The 20041-nt window shown below is 59.0% G+C and carries 18 protein-coding genes; 9 read left to right on the top strand and 9 right to left on the bottom strand.

The window, feature by feature from the left end; all coding sequences use genetic code 11:
• Window positions 1-56: 56 nt before the first annotated feature.
• The 4 genes from mtgA (at window position 57) to ACR0NO_RS17325 (ending at window position 4710) form a co-directional block, all read left to right on the top strand.
• A complete protein-coding gene (gene mtgA, locus ACR0NO_RS17340; protein ID WP_480724869.1) occupies window positions 57-797 on the top strand; it encodes a monofunctional biosynthetic peptidoglycan transglycosylase in 741 nt (246 codons plus the stop codon).
• Between the two features lie 58 nt (window positions 798-855).
• Entirely contained in the window at window positions 856-1521 is a 666-nt protein-coding gene (gene fzlA, locus ACR0NO_RS17335; protein WP_170689618.1) for an FtsZ-binding protein FzlA, read from the top strand.
• Window positions 1522-1597: 76 nt separating this feature from the next.
• Window positions 1598-2635 carry a tRNA epoxyqueuosine(34) reductase QueG gene (gene queG / locus ACR0NO_RS17330; RefSeq protein WP_480724868.1) on the top strand — a complete coding sequence of 346 codons (1038 nt, stop codon included), beginning with the start codon at window positions 1598-1600 and terminating at the stop codon, window positions 2633-2635.
• A gap of 71 nt (window positions 2636-2706) precedes the next feature.
• Entirely contained in the window at window positions 2707-4710 is a 2004-nt protein-coding gene (locus tag ACR0NO_RS17325; protein ID WP_480724960.1) for a hydantoinase/oxoprolinase family protein, read from the top strand.
• A 30-nt stretch (window positions 4711-4740) separates the two neighbouring features.
• Here ACR0NO_RS17325 and msrA read toward each other — a convergent pair whose 3' ends face one another.
• Entirely contained in the window at window positions 4741-5250 is a 510-nt protein-coding gene (msrA, locus tag ACR0NO_RS17320) for a peptide-methionine (S)-S-oxide reductase MsrA (protein WP_480524295.1), read from the bottom strand.
• Window positions 5247-5696 carry a peptide-methionine (R)-S-oxide reductase MsrB gene (gene msrB, locus ACR0NO_RS17315; RefSeq protein WP_480724867.1) on the bottom strand — a complete coding sequence of 150 codons (450 nt, stop codon included), beginning with the start codon at window positions 5694-5696 and terminating at the stop codon, window positions 5247-5249. Before msrB ends, msrA begins: the two co-directional genes overlap by 4 nt.
• A 146-nt stretch (window positions 5697-5842) precedes the next feature.
• Here msrB and ACR0NO_RS17310 point away from each other — a divergent pair, with 146 nt between their 5' ends.
• On the top strand, window positions 5843-6364 hold the full coding sequence (locus ACR0NO_RS17310) for a glutathione peroxidase (RefSeq protein WP_480724866.1): 522 nt from the start codon (window positions 5843-5845) through the stop codon (window positions 6362-6364).
• Here the strand turns inward: ACR0NO_RS17310 and ACR0NO_RS17305 are convergent.
• From ACR0NO_RS17305 to ACR0NO_RS17285, 5 genes are all read right to left on the bottom strand, one after another.
• Window positions 6340-7227, bottom strand: coding sequence for a DMT family transporter (locus tag ACR0NO_RS17305; RefSeq protein ID WP_480724865.1), 888 nt, complete (start codon window positions 7225-7227; stop codon window positions 6340-6342). The two genes, ACR0NO_RS17310 and ACR0NO_RS17305, sit on opposite strands and share 25 nt — an antisense overlap.
• Window positions 7228-7334: 107 nt before the next feature.
• The gene (locus ACR0NO_RS17300) at window positions 7335-7622 is read right to left on the bottom strand and encodes an HU family DNA-binding protein (RefSeq protein WP_050605937.1); all 288 of its coding nucleotides are present in this window, start codon (window positions 7620-7622) and stop codon (window positions 7335-7337) included.
• Window positions 7623-7752: 130 nt separating this feature from the next.
• On the bottom strand, window positions 7753-9213 hold the full coding sequence (locus ACR0NO_RS17295) for an AMP nucleosidase (protein ID WP_480724864.1): 1461 nt from the start codon (window positions 9211-9213) through the stop codon (window positions 7753-7755).
• Complete coding sequence (gene ade, locus ACR0NO_RS17290; RefSeq protein ID WP_480724863.1) at window positions 9210-11012, bottom strand: adenine deaminase; 1803 nt, start codon at window positions 11010-11012, stop codon at window positions 9210-9212. Before ade ends, ACR0NO_RS17295 begins: the two co-directional genes overlap by 4 nt.
• Before the next feature lie 155 nt (window positions 11013-11167).
• Window positions 11168-12028: a LysR family transcriptional regulator gene (locus ACR0NO_RS17285; protein WP_480724862.1), complete on the bottom strand. Its 861-nt coding sequence runs from the start codon at window positions 12026-12028 to the stop codon at window positions 11168-11170.
• A gap of 114 nt (window positions 12029-12142) precedes the next feature.
• Between ACR0NO_RS17285 and ACR0NO_RS17280 the strand changes: the two genes are divergently transcribed.
• Together ACR0NO_RS17280 and ACR0NO_RS17275 are read left to right on the top strand one after the other, a co-directional pair.
• Entirely contained in the window at window positions 12143-12898 is a 756-nt protein-coding gene (locus tag ACR0NO_RS17280) for a class II aldolase and adducin N-terminal domain-containing protein (protein WP_170380147.1), read from the top strand.
• A 23-nt stretch (window positions 12899-12921) separates the two neighbouring features.
• Window positions 12922-13911: a sterol desaturase family protein gene (locus ACR0NO_RS17275; RefSeq protein ID WP_480724861.1), complete on the top strand. Its 990-nt coding sequence runs from the start codon at window positions 12922-12924 to the stop codon at window positions 13909-13911.
• Between the two features lie 21 nt (window positions 13912-13932).
• Here ACR0NO_RS17275 and ACR0NO_RS17270 read toward each other — a convergent pair whose 3' ends face one another.
• Window positions 13933-14565, bottom strand: a complete 633-nt coding sequence (locus tag ACR0NO_RS17270) for a class I SAM-dependent DNA methyltransferase (RefSeq protein ID WP_480724860.1) — start codon at window positions 14563-14565, stop codon at window positions 13933-13935.
• An 88-nt stretch (window positions 14566-14653) separates the two neighbouring features.
• Between ACR0NO_RS17270 and ACR0NO_RS17265 the strand changes: the two genes are divergently transcribed.
• The gene (locus tag ACR0NO_RS17265) at window positions 14654-15508 is read left to right on the top strand and encodes an SDR family oxidoreductase (RefSeq protein ID WP_480724859.1); all 855 of its coding nucleotides are present in this window, start codon (window positions 14654-14656) and stop codon (window positions 15506-15508) included.
• Here the strand turns inward: ACR0NO_RS17265 and ACR0NO_RS17260 are convergent.
• Complete coding sequence (locus tag ACR0NO_RS17260; RefSeq protein WP_480724858.1) at window positions 15492-17108, bottom strand: GMC family oxidoreductase; 1617 nt, start codon at window positions 17106-17108, stop codon at window positions 15492-15494. The genes ACR0NO_RS17265 and ACR0NO_RS17260 overlap by 17 nt on opposite strands.
• Before the next feature lie 358 nt (window positions 17109-17466).
• Between ACR0NO_RS17260 and katG the strand changes: the two genes are divergently transcribed.
• Window positions 17467-19668, top strand: a complete 2202-nt coding sequence (gene katG / locus ACR0NO_RS17255; protein ID WP_480724857.1) for a catalase/peroxidase HPI — start codon at window positions 17467-17469, stop codon at window positions 19666-19668.
• The last annotated feature ends 373 nt before the right edge of the window (window positions 19669-20041 follow it).

Raw genomic sequence — 20041 nt, 5'->3', positions numbered from 1 at the left:
CGCCGATCAGGAATTCCGCCGTTCCCAAGACCGGCGCGGCGGCGTATAGCAAAACCATGGCAAAGAAAGCAGCCCGCAAGAAAAGCGGCAGAAAAAGTAAGGCAGGCAAGGGGCAAAAGACACGGTCGCTCTGGTCCCGCATCCGGCGATGGATGATCTATTCCGCGCTGGGCGTTGCGGCGTTTCTGGTGGCGTTGGTGGTTCTGTATTCGGTCGTGAACCCTCCGATCACGCATACGATCTGGTCTGAATGGCGCCGTCTTGGAAAGGTCGAGCGCGAGTGGGTCACGATGGATGAGATCGCTCCAATCATGGCGCGTTCGGTCGTGGCGGCTGAGGATGCGAATTTCTGTCTGCACTGGGGTTTTGACGTCGAAGCCATTCGTGACGCTTTGGAGGGGGGTGGGACCCGAGGGGCCTCAACCATTACGCAGCAGGTGGTGAAGAATGTCTTTCTGTGGCAGGGGCGCAGCTGGGTGCGCAAGGCGATGGAAACCACGATCACGCCTGTGGTCGAGATTTTCTGGAGCAAACAGCGCATTCTTGAAATCTATCTGAATGTCGCGGAAACCGGGACGGGCCTATTTGGGGTTGAGGCCGCGGCGCAGCGGAACTTTGGTGTCAGCGCGGCGCAATTGACTCCGACGCAGGCGGCACGGCTTGCAGCGATTCTGCCCTCACCCCGCAAACGCTCGGTGACGGACCCGTCGGTTTTCACCCGCAGGCGGGCGGCGGCTATCCTGCAAGGGGCGGCTACCATCCGCGCAGATGGTCGCGCGGATTGTTTCGAGGATTGAATCCCACGCCCTGCCAAGGCTAAAGCTGAGGGGTACTCATTGGTTTGATTGGAAGTCCATGGCGCGTTTGTTTCACGTTCCCCTCTCTCCCTACTGTCGCAAGGTTCGGCTGTCTCTGGCCGAAAAGAAGATCGAAGTTGAGCTGGTCGAAGAGCGGTATTGGGAGCAAGATCCGGATTTCCTGCGTCGAAACCCGGCTGGAAAAGTGCCGGTTTTGCGGTTGGACGGGCAGATCATGTCCGAGAGCGCGGCGATTTGTGAGTATATCGAGGACACGCGCCCTGAACCTCCATTGATGCCCAAGGCCGCCGAAGCGCGGTATGAGGTGCGGCGCTTGGTGGGCTGGTTCGATGACAAGTTTCATCACGAGGTGACCTCGAAACTTCTGTATGAGCGGGTCAACAAGAAGATGACTGGACAGGGCTACCCGGACAGCAAGAACGTCAAAGAAGGCGCGCGGGCGATCAAGTATCACTTGGAATACATGGCATGGTTGCTGGATCATCGTCGCTGGTTGGCCGGAGATCAGATGACGCTGGCGGATTTCGCGGCGGCGGCGCATTTGTCGGCGCTGGACTATATCTCGGACGTGGATTGGAATCGCAGTGCGGCGGTGAAGGATTGGTACGCCAAGATCAAATCGCGGCCGGCGTTCCGGTCGATTCTGGCGGACCAGGTGCCGGGGTTTCGGCCTCCACCCCATTACGCTGATCTGGATTTCTGATAGGGTAGCAAAGGGGGGCTGTCTGCCCCCCAATCGCGCCAGAGGCGCGATTCCCCCCGAGGATATTTTTAGCCAAATGAAGAGCGGATCAGGTTTAAAGGACAAACTGGTGGCGCAGGCTTTGGCCGAGGGGTTTGTCTCGTGCCGGGTGTGTCGGCCCTGGGATGTGCCGCAGGTGCCCGCGCGGTTGGAGGCCTTTTTGGAGGCCGGGTATCACGGGCAGATGGGCTGGATGGCGGAACGCACGCATTGGCGTGGGGATCCGGCGGCCCTTTGGCCCGAGGCGCGGTCGGTGATCATGTTGGCCGAAAGCTACACGCCCGCGCATGATCCAACCGAGGTTTTGACCCATCCCGAACGCGGGGCGATTTCTGTTTATGCGCAGAACAAGGACTACCACGATTTGGTTAAGAAGCGGCTGAAACGGTTGGCCCGTTGGTTGATTTCTGAGTCGGGTGGTGAGGTTAAGGTTTTTGTGGACACCGCCCCGGTTCCCGAGAAGGCTTTGGGTCATGCAGCCGGGTTGGGGTGGCAGGGCAAACACACCAATCTGGTCAGCCGAGAATGGGGCAATTGGTGCTTTATAGGCTCTGTTTTTACGACTTTGGACCTTCCGGCGGATATGGCGGAAGTTGATCATTGTGGGTCGTGCCGTGCCTGTTTGGACAGTTGTCCGACGGATGCCTTTCCCGCGCCGTATCAGCTGGATGCGCGCCGGTGTATCTCCTACCTGACGATCGAGCATAAAGGCCCGCTTGACGAGGAACTGCGCGGCAAGATGGGCAACCGGATTTACGGCTGCGATGATTGTCTCGCTGCGTGCCCATGGAACAAGTTTGCCGTGGCGGCCAGCGACATTCGATATGCAGCGCGGGAGGATCTGAAGGCTCCGGCCCTGGCTCATCTGGCGGTGTTGGATGATGCCGCGTTTCGGGCAAAATTCTCGGGCTCTCCGATCAAGCGGATCGGGCGAGACCGGTTCGTACGCAATGTTCTCTATGCCATTGGCAACTCGGGTCGGGCCGAATTGCGGGCTGTGGCGCAGGGCTTGGCGGATGATCCCGATCCGACTGTGGCCGATGCCGCGCGCTGGGCGGTGGAACAGCTAGGTTAAATGCCGCAAATAGGCTGGACGTGTCGGTCCAAACCGCTACACCCATCTGCAGCGAACAGATGGAGGACCCGATGGCGCTGGCTTTGGGGGTAGATACGGGCGGGACCTATACCGATGCGGTGTTGATCCGGGATGAGCGTGAGGTGATCGCCTCGGCCAAGTCCCTGACCACTCGGGCGGACCTGGCGATTGGGGTGGGTAAGGCGATCTCGGCCGTTTTGGACGAGGCGCAGGTGACGCCGGATCAGATCTCGATGGCGTCTCTGTCCACGACGCTGGCCACCAATGCTCTGGTCGAGGGGCAGGGCGGTCGCGTGGCCTTGATCTATATCGGGTTCAAGGAAAGCGATCTTGAAAAGCATGGGCTGAGGGACGCTTTGAAAGGCGATCCGGCGCTTGTCGTGGCAGGTGGGCACAGCCACGCCGGCGGTGAGGTCGCAAAGCTGGATGTTGAAGCCTTGGAGGCGTTTTTAGACACTCATAAAGGGGTTTCGGGCTTTGCGGTGGCGGCGCAGTTCGCGACGCGCAACCCGGCGCATGAGTTGGAAGCGGCAGGGATCATAACCGAAAAGACCGGAGCGCCGGTTACCTGCTCGCACCAATTGTCGGCCAAGTTGAACGGGCCGAAGCGTGCCGTCACGGCTGTTTTGAACGCGCGGTTGATCGGGATGATTGATCGGCTGATCGGGCGGGCGCAGGATCAGTTGCTGGCTTTGGACATTACCGCTCCGATGATGGTCGTGCGCGGGGATGGCGCGTTGATGAGCGCGGAACAGGCGCGTGAGCGGCCGATTGAAACGATTCTGAGTGGTCCTGCGGCCTCGATCGTAGGGGCGCGGTGGCTGACGGGGGCCGAGAACGCTTTGGTCTCGGATATTGGCGGTACGACGACGGACGTGGCGCTGATCCGCGATGGGAAACCCGCGATTGATCCGGCGGGCGCGCAGGTTGGTGGGTTTCGCACGATGGTTGAAGCCGTCGCGATGCGAACTCACGGTTTGGGCGGCGATAGCCAGGTTCATGTCATGACCGAAGGCTTGAAGGGCGGCGTTTTCCTTGGGCCGCGACGGGTGCTGCCGGTTTCACTGATCGCGTCCGAGGCGCCCGAAGTGGTACATGCGATACTCGACGAGCAGCTGCGCTCGACCACGGTGGGCGAGCATGACACACGGTTTGCTCGCCGCGTTCCGGGGGTGCGTGTCGATGGGATCGGTGCGCGGGAAGAGGCGTTACTGGACAGGTTAGGCGATCAGGTCCTGCCTCTCAGCGGACTATTGCGGACGCGGATGGAGAACGGAGCGCTGACCCGCTTAGTGGATCGCGGAATCCTACAGGTTTCGGGGATCACGCCGTCTGACGCCAGCCATGTTCTGGGTCGGGTCGAGGCATGGGACGCAGATGCCGCACGAAAAGCGCTGGAACTGGTGGCGCGCAAACGGGTTGGGTCGGGTGACATGCTGGCAGCGACACCGGAACACCTGGCGCAGATGATCATCGACCAACTGACCGAGCAGACTAGTTTGACCTTGTTAGAGACTGCTTTTGCCGAAGAAGCAGAGGATTTCGGTCTGCCGCCAAAGGAGCTTGCCCGGCATGTCCTGACCCAGCGCGGGTTGGCACAGCACCGAGGGTTGCTGGCGCTGGATGCGGCGTTGAACGTAGATGTGGTGGGTCTGGGTGCCTCGGCCCCCAGCTACTATCCGGCGGTTGGGGAGCGGCTCCATTGCAAAATGGTTCTGCCCGAACATGCTGGTGTGGCCAACGCTATCGGGGCGGTGGTTGGGCGGCTGACTCTGCGGCGGTCGGGAACCATTACCTCGCCTGCCGAAGGGCAGTACCGTGTTCATCTGGAAGACGGCCCGAAGGACTTCAACGCCTCGGATGAGGCTTTGGCGTTGCTGGAAAAGATCCTCCGAGATGAGACGGAAGGTGCCGTGCGCGAGGCGGGTGCTGAAGATATCCGAGTGGTTGTCGACCGCGATATCCGAACCGCCCGCGTGGAAGAGCGTGAAGTGTTTGTCGAGGCGATGTTGACCGTCGAGGCCAGCGGGAGACCCCGGGTCGCCACGGGTTAACCCCCTTCGGAACCCGAAGGGGTCCAAGCGTTATTCAGCCGCGTCGCGTTTGGGCAGAACCCAATCGGGGCGCGGGAAGTGGCAGGTATAGCCGTTTGGAATGCGTTCCAGATAATCCTGATGCTCGGGTTCGGCGTCCCAGAAGTCGCCCACGGGTTCCAGTTCGGTGACGACCTTGCCGGGCCACAATCCACTGGCGTTCACATCCGCGATTGTGTCCAGAGCCACCTGCTTTTGCGCCTCATCCACATAGTAGATCGCTGAGCGGTAGCTCATGCCAAGATCATTGCCCTGACGATTCGGTGTGGTCGGGTCGTGGATCTGAAAGAAGAATTCCAGCAGTTCGCGATAGGTGATCTGTGTGGGGTCAAAGAAGATATCGATCCCTTCGGCATGGGTGCCGTGGTTGCGATAAGTGGCGTTTGGCACGTCGCCGCCGGTATATCCGACACGCGTGCGGGACACGCCGGGCAGTTTGCGGATCAAATCCTGCATGCCCCAAAAGCAGCCACCGGCCAGAACAGCGCGTTCGATACTCATTGGATGTCCTCCACGTGGATCAGGTATTCGCCGTAACCTTGGTCCTCCATCTCGTTGCGATGGATGAACCGCAGGGCGGCAGAGTTGATGCAATAGCGCAGACCACCATGTTCGCGCGGGCCGTCCGGGAAGACGTGGCCAAGATGGCTATCGCCGTGTTTTGAGCGGACCTCGGTGCGGATCATACCATGGGTGGTGTCACGAAACTCTTCCACATGCTCATGGATGATTGGCTTCGTGAAACTGGGCCAGCCGCAGCCGGATTCGTATTTGTGCGTCGAGGCAAATAGCGGCTCGCCCGATACGATATCCACGTAGATTCCGGGTTCTTTATTGCCCAGGTATGCGCCGGTTCCGGGGCGTTCGGTGCCGCTGCGCTGGGTGACGTGAAACGCCTCGGGGGACAGAGCGGCAACGACCGCGGGGTCCTTGGTGTAGCGGGACATGGCTCCTCCGATCAATTGGAATGGTTGAGTAGTATTTGGGCATAATTTTCCGGAAATCAAAATCATATTTCAAACCCCTCGCGCGCATGTGCGGTTGATCCGAAAGGGGGTTTTGACCGTATCCTTTATACCAAGGAGGTTTTGCCATGTTTCGTGTGTTGCTGCTAAGCGTTCTTTTGTTGATCGGTCGTGCTGTTCAAGCGGCGCCCTTGACGGCTGAGTTTGCGTCGATCGACGGGGGTGTTCTGTCCCTTGAGGCATGGCGTGGTCAGCCGGTTCTGGTGGTCAATACTGCATCGCAATGCGGCTTCACCGGTCAATACGCGGATTTGCAAGAAATGCATGAAACCTATGGCAAACGCGGCCTGGTGGTGCTTGCGGTCCCATCAGATTCCTTCAATCAGGAATTGGAAACGGCAAGCGAAGTCAAAGCCTTCTGTGAGATGAACTACGGCCTGACCCTACCGATGGCCGATATCACTCCGGTCAAGGGGCCAAAGGCGCATGCGTTCTACAAGGCGGTTGCGGAGCAAACCGGTTTTGTGCCGCAGTGGAACTTCAACAAAATCCTGTTGGATTCTGAAGGTGAGGTCGTGGCGACCTTCGGGTCTGGCGTCAAGCCGACATCGCCGAAACTAACCCGTCAGGTCGAGGCGCTGCTGCCCTGACCAGGCTGACGCGACAGTTGCACCGCCAGAATGCCAAGCGTGGTGATCACAACACCCAGCGCATCCAGCGGCCCCAACTTCTCACCCAGCAGAACGGCGGCAATGGCGACGCCGAACACGGGGTTGAGGAAGTGGAACGTCGCCGCGCGAGTCGCCTCGATCCGGTTGAGCAGCATGAACCAGATCAACGTCGCCAGAAGGCCGGGGAACAGCGTTGTGTAGCTGAACGCCAGAACCAGCGGTACTGTCAGATGTATGCGGATCGTTTCAAAAATCGGGGCGGCGACAAACAGAATCGCGGCACCCACGAACATCTGCAAGCCGACCACCATCATGAAATTGCCGCCCGACGTGGCCCCGCGCACGGACAAGGTCGCGAAGGTCAGGGCGAGGGCTGCGATTCCACAAAGGGCCACTCCGAACAGATCGACACCTGCGCCGATGCGGTTGCCCATGATGAGGGCAACGCCAACAAATCCAGCCAGTAGCCCGACAATTCCCAAGGGGCGCAAACGCTCACCCAGGAATGCCCAGCCCGCCAGTGCAACAAGCAGCGGCATGGTGGATGCGATGATCGCCGCGACCGAGGCCTCGACGGTTTGCATCGCATAGAAATTCAGACCCAAATAAAGGGCATTTTGGCAAACTCCGAACAGTATGGTCGCGCGCCACTGCTCACGTGTGAGGTGCCAGGATTGGCCCATGGCCCGCGCGATCGCGACGCCGATGATGCCGGAAATCAGAAAGCGCAATGCCAGCGAAAACAGAGGCGATGCATCCGCAACGATGATCCGCGCCGACGTAAAAGCCGACGACCAGATCAGGGCAAAGGTCAGCCCCATTGCGATGGCGCGCAGATCCATTTCCATCTCCTTGGGTGGGCGGTGTGCTTTTCTTAAACGGGTCGCCCGGCAAGAAAAAGGGGGCCACCTTCCGGCAGCCCCACATTCTGTCAACATGACGTCGCGGCTTAGCCGTTCACGCTGTCTTTCAGAGCTTTTGCGATGGTCATCTTCACAACCTTGTCGGCTTCTTTGGTGAAGGTCTCACCAGTGGCCGGGTTGCGAACCTGACGCTCGGGGCGTTCGCGGCAGTAGATTTTGCCAACGCCGGGAAGGGTTACTGCGCCACCGGCCGAAACTTCGCGGGTGATCAGGCCGGTCACAGCCTCCAGCGCCGCGTTCGCGGATTTCTTGTCGGTTCCCATTTCCTCAGCGAGAGCAGCCACCAGCTGAGTCTTTGTCATAGGCTTTGCCATTTCTTGGTCTCCTTAACGTGCCCGATCTATAGGGCCTCACCGCGTAACTGTAACGGGATATTGTGGACGAACACAACGAATAGTAGCGCGGAAAACCCTAAAAATATGGGGAAAACGTTGCTTTTTTACGTCAGAGGAAGGCCGTTTCGTCAAATGAACGCAATTTCCGGCTGTGCAATCGTTCTAACGGCATGCCGCGCAGATGCTCCATCGCCTTTATTCCGATCGCCAGGTGGCGGCTGACTTGAGTGGTATAGAAGGACGACGCCATGCCGGGAAGCTTCAATTCCCCATGCAACGGTTTGTCGGAGACGCAGAGCAAAGTCCCGTAGGGAACCCTGAATCTGTAGCCATTTGCAGCAATCGTGGCACTTTCCATATCCAGCGCAATCGCACGGGATTGGCTGAGCCGCTGCACCGGGCCGGATTGATCGCGCAGCTCCCAATTGCGGTTATCGACCGATGCGACAGTGCCCGTCCGCATGATCCGCTTCAGCTCATACCCTTCAAGTTCGGTGACCTCGGCCACGGCGCGTTCCAGCGCCACTTGAATCTCGGCCAGCGGTGGGATCGGGACCCAGACCGGCAGGTCATCGTCCAAGACCTTGTCTTCGCGCAGATAGGCGTGCGCCAGTACAAAGTCGCCCAAGGCTTGTGTATTGCGCAGACCGGCGCAGTGCCCGACCATCAGCCAAGCGTGTGGGCGCAATACCGCAATATGGTCGGTAGCGGTTTTGGCGTTCGACGGCCCGACGCCGATATTGACCAGAGTAATACCGGACCCATCCGCACGCTTCAGGTGATAGGTCGGCATCTGAGGCAGCTTCATCGGCTGCTCCAGCGGCGCATCTGCGTCGGTGATCTCGACATTCCCAGTCGAGACAAAGCTGGTATAGCCGCTATCGGGATCGGCCAGTTGTTCACGCGCGTAGTTTTCGAACTCGGACACGTAGAACTGGTAGTTGGTGAACAGAACGTGGTTCTGGAAATGCCCCGCATCCGTCGCGGTATAGTGTGCCAGCCGCGCCAGAGAATAATCGACGCGCTGGGCGGTGAACAAAGCGAGCGGCCCGACCTCGGTATGATCATGTACGCCATTGACGATATCGTCATTGGTTGTTGTCAGATCGGGTACGTCGAACACATCGCGCAGGGTAAATCCTGCGGCGCCTTGATGAGGCACTACCAGATCTGGGTTGTTGGCGACGGCAAAATGAACCGGAATCGGCGTGTCTGATGCACCTATGGTCACCGGTTGGTCGTGATTCTTGATCAGCAACGCGATCTGCTGCGTCAGGTACGCGCGGAACAGGTCAGGCCGCGTCACGGTGGTTGCATGGATGCCAGGTTCCGAGACATGCCCAAAGCTCAGGCGGCTATCGACCTGCGCGTAGCTTGAGGTCTTGATGCGAATTTCCGGGTAATAGGCTCTAATACGGGCCGAAGGGGCCCCATCTTGCATCGCCGCCGAAAAGCCCTCGCACAGGAAATCGGTGGCTTGATTGTAGAGAAGTTCAAGCCGCGCGACGGCGGCCTTGGGGTCGGTGAAGTCTTCCGCAGCAGGTGTTTCAGGTGTTTTTATTATTGTCATGCCAGGGGTTCCAGAAGGTCTATTTTTTCAAACGTACGGACATCCACCAATCCAAGATCCGAGATCCGCAATTCGGGGATCACAACGAGGGCCAGCAGAGAGTGTTGCATGTAGGCGTTGTTCAACTGACAGCCGCAGGCCTCCATCGCCTCAACCATCTTTTCGGCTTTTGCTGCGACCTCGGCGGCAGGGCTGTCGGACATCAGGCCAGCGATGGGCAGTTCCACCAGCGCCAGTTCCTGACCGTCCCGGAACAGGGTGATACCACCGCCGACCTCGGCCAGACGGTTGGCGGCCAGCGCCATTTGCGCGCGGTCGGTGCCGACGACGATCATGTGGTGGCTGTCATGGGCCACGGTTGAGGCCATCGCCATGTTGCCCTGATAGCCAAAGCCTGAGACGAACGCATTTGTGACCCCTCCGGTGGCGCGATGGCGTTCGACCAGCGCGATCTGACAGACCTCGCCCTCCCCCTCGACCAGACCACCGATGATCGGCAATTCGGCCTTGAGCGCCTTGGTCGGGGCCTGATTTTCGACAACACCGATGACATTGGCCTGAACCCGGTTCGCGCCAGCGGGGGCCTGTATTTCAAAGTCACTTTCCGTCAGCTCATGCCCCAGATGCACCGTATTGCGCACGCCTTCCGGCCAGTTCAGATGCGGGCATTCGACGGTGATGGCTCCGTTCTCAGCGACCACCCGCCCACGCGCAATAACCGTCTCGATCGGCAATTCGGTCAAATCCGAGCTGAGGATGATATCCGCGCGCCGTCCCGGCGTGACCGAGCCAATCTCACGCTCCAGCCCGAAATGCGTGGCGGTGTTGATCGTGGCCATTTGCAAAGCGACCAGAGGTTCGCACCCACAGGCGATGGCATGGCGCACCACCCGGTTCATATGGCCTTCATTGACCAAGGTGCCAGAGTGGCAATCATCGGTACACAGAATAAAGTTGCGCGGGTCCAGACCTTTTTCGGTAACGGCCGTGATCTGGGTCTCCACATCGTACCATGCAGACCCCAGCCGCATCATCGACCGCATCCCCTGCCGTACCCGTGCAATGGCGTCAGCCTCACAGGTGCCTTCATGGTCGTCCGCCGGGCCACCAGCTACATAAGCCGAGAAATCAGACCCTAAATCAGGCGAAGCATAGTGTCCGCCGACCGTTTTCCCGGCCCGTTGAGTGGCTGCGATCTCAGCCAACATCTTCGGGTCGCCGTTGATCACACCGGGGAAATTCATCATCTCACCCAGCCCGATGATACCCGGCCAGCTCATCGCCTGTGCCACATCCTCGGGCGAGATTTCATAGCCGGTGGTCTCCAATCCCGGGGCCGATGGCGCGCAAGAGGGCATCTGAGTTAAGATATTCACCGGCTGCATCATTGCCTCATCATGCATCATGCGCACGCCGTCGAGGCCCAGCACATTTGCGATCTCGTGTGGGTCGGTAAACATCGAGGTCGTACCATGCGGGATCACGGCCCGAGCAAATTCAGCCGGGGTCAGCATCCCCGATTCGATGTGCATATGCGCGTCGCACAGGCCCGGCAGAATATAGCGCCCATTGGCGTCGATGATCTGTGTGTCGGGGCCGATGCAGTGGCTAGCATCTAGACCGACAAAAGCAATCCGCCCCTCAGCGATGGCGACGGAGTGATTGGGCAGTAGCTCTCGGCTGTGAACATTGACCCATATACCACTGCGGATCACCATATCCGCGGGTTCGCGACCTGCGGCAACGGCGATTAAACGGGGGGCGACATCGGGCCAACTTGGGAAGGGTGTGTATTCCATGGCTCAACTTTCCCGAATGTGTTGTCAGGTGCAACCCCGGTAATCCCGTATCATGAAATCATCATAAATCCCGCCCGCAGCGCGCCAGCGCTGCCCGGCCCAACCAGAGAAGCTGCCCCGAAAAGGGGCCGCGACGATGGGCGGGAGAGGTTCCCTCACCCAATCTCGCGCCGTATCCAATTGGCAAAGGCCACCGCGCCAGGCGTTTCCTCGGCCTGGGGGGAAAGCAACAGGTAATACGCCTCGGGCATCTCTGCGCGATGCTCAAAAGGGGCCACCAGCAAGCCCTGCTCAATCAACCGGTCTGCGATCGTATCATGCGCAAGGCACAAGCCGCCCCCGGCCATCGCTGCTGATAAGCAAACCAGATAGGTCGTGGCGTATGTTATGTACGGTTTGCCCCATGTTAGAGCCTGATCATCCGCCCAGCTGGCCCAATTCGAAAGCAGGTTTGAACAATCATACAGGGGCTTTTCCTGCAGCGTTTCCAGGTCGACATTGAAACCGGGCGCGCAGACAGGAAAATAGTGTTCACGCCGCAGCAGCTCGGTTCGGACCGTATCGGCGGGCCTCAGGGAAAAGCGAATCTCGACCGCAGCGCCTTCGGCCATTTCCTGCGGCTCCCAGAGCTCTGTGAAGATGTTTAGTTGGACATCCGGGTGCTCAGCCCGAAAGGCCGGCAGGCGTGGGGCCAGCCAGTTCACGGCAAAGGTGATGTTGCACTGAACCTGAACCGCGTTTTGCTGAGCGCCCGTTACGGCCTGTGTGCCACGCACCAGCGTGCGAAATGCCTCTCGCACGACGGGCAGGTAGGTGATTCCGGCCTCGGTCAGTTCCAGCGCCTTGGGGCGTCGCAGGAACAAGGGCTGACCCAGATGGCCCTCGAGCGACTTGATCTGCTGGCTTACCGCGCTTTGTGTCATGTTTAGATCGCGGGCAGCGCCGGTGAATGACAGATGCCGTGCCGCCGCCTCGAATGTGCGCAGCCAGCCCAGAGGAGGCAGGGAGTTCTGCATCGGCATAACCTCATCATAAGTTCTACTAATGAGATAGATGCGTTTTTTTCGTTGGTCAAACTCAAGGACCCAAGGCAGGCTTTGTTCAAACCAATTGCCCTAAGGAGCGTTCCCATGAGTGTCGCCAATCTTCGCCCCAATATCGACCATTGGTCCGAGCGTGTGGACATGGCCGCGACGTTCCGCTGGACCGAGCGTCTGAACCTGCACGAGGCCGTTGCCAACCATTTCAGCCTTGCAGTGAACGAGGACGGCACGCAGTTCCTGATGAACCCCAATCAGATGTATTTCGGGCGAATCCGGGCCTCGGACCTGTTGCTGTTGGATGCCAATGATCCGGATGTCATGAGCCAACCCGGCGCGCCGGACCCGACCGCTTGGGGGCTTCACGGGTCGATCCATCGCCACTGCCCGCATGCACGGTGTGTCATGCATGTGCATTCGATCTTTGCCACCGTGCTGGCATCGCTGGCGGACAGCAACATGCCCCCCATCGACCAGAACACAGCCACGTTCTACAACCGCTATGTGATTGATGAGGAATTCGGCGGTCTGGCGTTTGAGAGCGAGGGGGAACGCTGCGCCTCAATGCTGTCGGACCCGAAGAAGAAGGTCATGATCATGGGCAACCATGGTGTTCTGATCATCGGCAGCGACCCGGCAGATGCCTTTAATAGACTCTATTATTTCGAGCGCGCCGCCGAAACCTACATCCGTGCGCTGCAAACGGGTCAACCGTTGCGCGTGCTATCCGATGAGATCGCCGAGAAGACTGCGCAAGAGTTGGATGACTACCCCGATCAAGCCGAGGCGCATCTGCGTGAGATCAAAGCCCTGCTCGACGCCGAAGGCTCGGACTACGCAACCTGACCCAACAGACAAAAGTGACTGCCATGACCGATACTGCTCAGGACCCGGAAGCCGCCCGTTGGAATTATCACCCCGAAGGACCGGTGGGATTGAACCCTCTATTCACTTGGCCGCTCCGCCCGGCGGCGGTTGTAAAATGGTATGGCGGGGCGTGGCTGCAGATCACCTCGCTGACCCTGTGCATGACACTGGCCGTGATCGCCTATGTCCTGTTCTTCCCCGGATTGGACGCAATGAAGAGTTTCTCGGCGGGATGGATGTTCCGGATTTGGCTGCTGAACATGGTGCCTCAAATTCTGGTCGCGGGTGGTTTGCACTGGTGGCTTTACATGCGCAAAGGGCAGGGCATGTACAAAAAGTTCGATCGCCGTGATCTGACCCGGGACAACGGCAGTTTCACCTTCCGCAATCAGGTCCTCGACAATATTTGGTGGACCTTGGGCAGCGCGATGACAGTGGCGACCGTTTATCAGTGGGTGATCTTTTGGGCGATGGCCAATGGTTATGTGCCGACCGTGACATGGTCCAGCGCGCCGGTTTGGTTTGTCCTGTGGATGTTGCTGATCCCTATGTGGTCCGGCCTGCATTTCTATTGGGTGCACCGGTTGGAGCATCACCCGAAGCTCTACAAACACGTCCACGCGGTGCATCACCGCAACGTCAATATCGGGCCCTGGTCGGGTATCTCAAACCATTGGTATGAGAACATTCTCTACTTCACGACCTATTTCATTCACCTGATCATCCCATCGCACCCGCTGCACTTGCTGTTCCATACCTACTTTCAGCAGATCAGCCCGGTTCTGTCCCATTCCGGTTTCGAAAAACTGAGGGCGAAAGAAACGGATGCTGCCCGCGCTGGCGATTTCTTCCATCAGCTGCACCACCGCTATTTCGAGTGCAACTATGGCACCTCGGAAATCCCGTTCGACAAGTGGTTCGGCACTTATCACGACGGTTCGGCCGAGGCGACGACGCGTACGCGGGCGTTCAAGAAACAGATGTACACATAACGTTTCAGCTCAAAGACCTGATCAGGTCCTCTCGAACAAGGCGACATAGGCCGTGTCGTCCTTGTTCGGACCGGCGGCGAGGTCTCCGTAGATACGGACCTCGGGCAGAGACAGGTTGATGATCTGGCCCTGCTCTAGCTGCCTGAAGGCGTCGGCAAAGCCCAGTTTCTCATAGTGTTTGGCGTTGATCGAGATGGCAAATTGTGCGCCGGGGCGCGCGACGCGGAGCAAGGCGGGCAGGACCTTGGGGCCCAGATGGCCATGGGTGAAGGTGCCAGATGACACGATACCCGAATAGCTGTGGCGCGGAACTGGGATACCTTGGGTCAGGTCGGCCTCGATCGCGTCGCGATAGGTGTCCTTGCGCATGGCCTGATCCAGCATTTCGGCGCTGATATCCGTGGCGTCGATCGGACCTACGCCCAGATCTGTCAAAACCGCGCCACAAAGACCGGTGCCTGCACCGATATCCAGCACCGGACCTTGCCCCCCGGCCCGCACAAAGGCGCGGGCTGTATGGATATGCAGCTGATAGTCCTCGCGCGCGGCAAAACCGTCATCATAATCGCCCGCCCACTCGGCATAGAGGCGCTTGTTGTCATCCGGCGAAGTCAGCGCATAGGCCGCGTGCAGGTCTGGGGTTTTCTCGCTCATGCCTAAAAGAAAGGCGCATCGCGAGATTCGAATCAAGTGTGTCGACGTGGCGCTTGCATCCCCGGTCTGCTCGGATCATCTAAAGGGCATGACGAACACACTGTTTTCCTTTGGCCACGGATACTCTGCCCAGGCCCTGTCGCGCCACCTGAAGCCTGAGGGCTGGCGCGTTGTCGGCACCACGCGGGATGCCGAGGGTACTGACGCCATTCGCGCCTCCGGCGCTGAGCCGTTGATCTGGCCTGGAGAAGTGCCGGATCTGGATGGGGTCTCGCATCTGCTGATCTCGACCGCACCGAAGGAGGATGGCGATCCGGTTCTGGCGGCGCTGGGCACCGAGATCGCCGCGCGCGCGGAGCAGTTTAAATGGGTTGGATATCTGTCGACCACCGCGATCTATGGCGATCATCAAGGCAACTGGGTGGATGAGACCACGCCACCTGCGCCGACAGCCAAACGCGGGCGCTGGCGATTGCAGGCCGAGGAGCAATGGTCGGCCATTCCTAACCTGCCGATCCATATCTTCAGGCTCGCCGGTATTTACGGCCCCGGTCGCGGACCGTTCTCCAAGCTCAAGGGCGGTGGGACCCGGCGGATTATCAAACCGGGTCAGGTGTTTTCGCGTATCCATGTGGAGGATATCGCGCAGGTTCTCGCAGCCTCAATGGCGGCCCCGAATCCCGGCGCTGTTTATAATGTTTGCGATGATGAGCCGGTGCCGCCGCAGGATGTGATCGGCTACGCAGCCGAACTGCAGGGCCTGCCGCTACCTCCCGCCGTTCCGTTTGAAGAGGCCGAAATGACGCCGATGGCACGCAGTTTCTACAGCGAGAATAAGCGGGTTCGAAACAACCGGATCAAGGATGAGCTTGGGGTCAAGCTGCTCTACCCCAACTACCGGGTTGGACTTGAGGCCCTGATGAAGGTCACTGAGCAGCCTTGATCATGTCAGCCGCTTTCTCGGCAATCATGATCGTCGGCGCATTGGTGTTGCCCGAGATCAGAGTTGGCATGATCGAAGCATCGACGACCCGCAACCCTTCGATCCCGTGAACCTTTAGCTCTGGGTCGACCACAGCCATCTCATCCAGCCCCATCTTGCAGGTGCCTACCGGGTGATAGATCGTATCGGCGCGGGCGCGGATATGGCGTTCCCAATCCGCGTCGGTTTCGGCGGTTTCAGTTCCGAACATCTCTTTGTGCTGGTAACTGGCAAGGGCGGGGGCCTGCATGATATCGCGCATCATCCGCGCACCTTTGATCATGGTTTGCAGATCGCGGTCATCGGACAGAAAATTGGGATCAATGGCGGGCGCGGCAAAGGGATCGGCGCTGTGCAGGCCAACTGTGCCGCGGCTTTCCGGCCTTAGTTTGCAGATGTGGCAACTATAGCCATGGCCATAGTGTAGCTTACGGGCGTGATCATCGACCAGCGCAATGGCGAAATGGAGCTGAATGTCGGGACGATCCAGTTCAGGAGAGGTCTTCAGGAACGCGGCCCCTTCGGCAAAGGGGGTCGAGGCCATCGACGACCCGGTTTTGCGCCAGCGCAACAGGTGCCCCATCAGGCGCATGCCCGCCGTTATGCCGATGCCGAAATTGTCTGTGTCCTTGGTTTTGTAGGCCAGAATGAAATCCAGATGATCTTGCAGATTCTTACCAACGCCGGGCAGGTCATGCCGGACTGCGATTCCGTGTTGGCGCAACTCTTCCCCGTCGCCGATACCGGACAGTTGCAACAGCTGTGGCGATTGCAGCGCGCCCGCACAGATCAGCACTTCTCGTCTGGCCGTGACCGAGATATCTGCGCCTCTTGCTCTCTTCTTGTAGATCACTCCGGTCGCGCGTTTGCCGTCGAAGGTCAGCTCCTTGGCATGGGCATGGGTGATGACGGTCAGGTTCGGGCGATCCATGACCGGATGCACATAGGCCGCTGCGGCTGAACATCTCTCGCCGTTGCTGGCAGCGTCGTGGAATTGCGTCACCTGATAGAGGCCGACGCCCTCGTTATCACCGCGATTGAAATCCTCGACGCGGCGGTGCTGCATCTGGCTGGCGGCATCGATGAAGGCATTGGTGATCGGGCGCGGCTCTTTCTGATCCGACACCTGCAAGGGGCCACTATCGCCATGTAGGTCATCTGCACCCTGCTCGTTGTTTTCCGAGCGTTTGAAGTAAGGCAGAACGCTGTCCCAATCCCAACCAGCGCAGCCCAGATCGGCCCACCCATCGTAGTCCTGCCGCTGCCCGCGTATATAGAGCATGGCATTGATCGCGCTGGAGCCTCCCAAGGCTTTGCCGCGCGGCTGATATCCTTTCCGCCCGTTCAGGCCCGGTTGCGGGACAGTTTCAAACGCCCAATTGCTGATCTTTGGGCGTCCCGGAAGGGTCGACACCACGGCGGCGGGCATGCGGATGGCGATATGTTTGCCGGAGCCTCCGGCCTCAAGCAGGCAGACGCTGATGTTCGGGTCCTCGCTCAGGCGACCGGCTAGAACCGATCCGGCCGAGCCTCCGCCGACGATCACATAGTCAAACTCCATCCTGCTGTCCTTATGTCCTGCTCGGGGTCCTTGGCCGCATGTTCGGGCCAGACTGAAAGCGAACAGGAAAGAAGACAATCTGCCTGTGGGCGTTGTGACCCAAGGTTACGGGTCGGAGGATCCGCGTATCATAGGTTTTGGTTATTGTTATTATGAGAAAACAAAACTTATCTCTATGCCTTTGGTTTGCTAGATTTCCCCCGACACAAGGGTGCAGAGTCGCCCTGATGAATGGGGGCTGCGCCAATTTCGGCGGGCGACCCTTGAAATCCATCAGGGTTACATCTTTCTGTAATCTTGTTCGTTACAGTTAATACCGCGCTGAGCCGCAAGACCTGAGCCAGGATAGGAGATCGATATGGACGGAAGTGATAACCCCAAAGCAGGCGGTTGCCCTGTGATGCATGGCGCTGGCACGCGTTCGAATCGCGACTGGTGGCCCAACCAGCTGAAGCTTTCGATCCTGCACCAGCATGCACCGGCATCGAACCCGATGGGCGCAGATTTCGACTATGCAGAAGAGTTCAAGAAGCTGGATTACAAAGCGCTGAAAGAAGACCTCTATGCGCTAATGACGGATTCCCAGGACTGGTGGCCAGCGGACTACGGTCACTATGGTGGTTTCTTCATTCGGATGGCGTGGCACAGTGCTGGTACGTACCGGACGGCAGATGGCCGTGGCGGCGCCTCGACCGGCAACCAACGTTTTGCTCCGCTGAATAGCTGGCCGGATAACGGCAACCTCGACAAAGCGCGTCGCCTGCTGTGGCCGATCAAGCAGAAATACGGCAACCAGATTTCCTGGGCCGACCTGATGATTCTGGCGGGCAACTGCGCCATCGAGTCGATGGGCGGCAAGACCTTTGGTTTCGCAGGTGGCCGCGAAGACATCTGGGCGCCAGAGGAAGACATCTATTGGGGTTCGGAAACCGAATGGCTGGCCCCAACGGACAACCCACATAGCCGTTACTCGGGCGAGCGTGATCTGGAAAACCCACTGGCCGCCGTGCAGATGGGTCTGATCTACGTGAACCCAGAAGGTCCAGACGGACAGCCTGACGCGCTGGCCTCGGGCCGCGACATCCGTGACACCTTCGGTCGCATGGCGATGAATGACGAAGAAACCGTCGCTCTGGTCGCAGGTGGCCACACCTTTGGTAAGGCCCATGGTGCGGGTGATCCCGATCTGGTTGGTCCCGATCCAGAGGCCGCTCCGATTGAAGAAATGGGGTTTGGCTGGATTAACAAGTTTGGCTCGGGCAAGGGTGACGACACCACCACCTCGGGGATCGAGGGCGCGTGGACGGCTAACCCAACGAAGTGGGACAATGGTTATTTCGACCTACTGTTCGGTTATGACTGGAACCTGACCAAAAGCCCCTCGGGCGCGTGGATCTGGGAGCCAGTGAATGTCAAAGAAGAAGACATGGCCCCGCAGGCGCATGATCCGTCGAAAAAGGTCAAAACCATGATGACCACCGCCGACATGGCGATGCGTATGGATCCGATCTACGGCCCGATCTCGAAGCGGTTCCACGAGAACCCGGAAGAGTTCGCCGATGCGTTCGCACGCGCCTGGTTCAAGCTGACTCACCGCGACATGGGCCCGCGTTCGGCCTATATCGGCGAAGAAGCCCCCGCTGAGGAACTAATCTGGCAGGACAACGTCCCCGCAGTGGATCACGATCTGATCGACGACGCGGATGTGGCCGACCTGAAAGCCAAGATCGCTGCGACTGGCCTGTCTGTGTCCGAGCTGGTCTCGACCGCATGGGCCTCGGCTTCGACTTACCGTGGGTCGGACAAGCGGGGCGGTGCCAATGGTGCTCGTATCCGTCTTGCTCCACAGAAAGACTGGGACGTCAACGAACCTATGAAGCTGTCCAAGGCGCTGGGCGCGTTGGAAGGCGTTCAGGCCGCATTCAACGACGCTCAATCTGGTGGCAAGAAAGTGTCCTTGGCCGATGTGATCGTTCTGGCAGGTAGCGTTGGTATCGAACAGGCGGCCAAAGCGGGCGGCCAGGATGTTGAGGTTCCGTTCACCCCGGGCCGGACCGACGCGTCGCAAGAGCAGACGGATGTGGACAGCTTTGCCGTGATGGAGCCAATCGCAGATGGGTTCCGCAACTACCAGAAGGCCGACTATACTGTCTCCCCAGAAGAGCTGTTGGTCGATCGGGCGCAGCTGCTTACACTGTCTGCCCCGGAGATGACGGCCCTTGTAGGCGGTCTGCGTGTCTTGGGTGCGAATTTTGGTGACAGCAAGCACGGTGTGTTCACCGATCGCGTCGGTGTGCTAAGCAACGACTTCTTCACCAACATCCTGGACATGAGCACAGAATGGAAACCCTCGGGTAAAGGCGTCTATGAAGGTCGTGACCGTACGAGCGGTGAGGTCAAGTGGACGGGCACCCGTGTCGATCTGGTCTTCGGCTCCAACTCGCAATTGCGGGCATTGGCTGAGGTCTATGGTCAGGCAGATGCCGAGGGCAAATTCGTCTGTGACTTTGTTTCGGCCTGGAACAAGGTGATGAACGCGGATCGCTTTGATCTGAAGTAAAGGCCTACAACACTCACGAAACAGCGCCGTCCGAGAAGACTCGGGCGGCGTTTCTGTTAGCCTGCCCTGAACGCATACCAAGCATTGGGTACGATTCAGGCGCTTGGCTGTTCGTTGTCAGCTACCCGTGGGGTATAGGCGGAAAAACCGCCAGTAAAATGAAGCTAACCTGTTGCTTTTATTAAGGTAGGAAACTTTCTGCCGAGAAATTTGAAGTTTTTGCAAAATGGGGGTTGCAGGTCCCAGACCTAATCCGTAAATACCCCTTCACCGGCGCTGCTGAGGCGCTGGGGCGCTGCTGAGGCGGCGGGGACGCTCAGGATAGACTGGGGGCATCTGAGGTTGAGTTTTAGGCGGGCGCGCTGAGGGATTG

It is taken from the genome of Ruegeria sp. CL3 (assembly GCF_056536505.1).
Note: the sequence above shows the minus strand (reverse complement) of the source record. Positions and strands in the feature narration are given on the sequence as shown.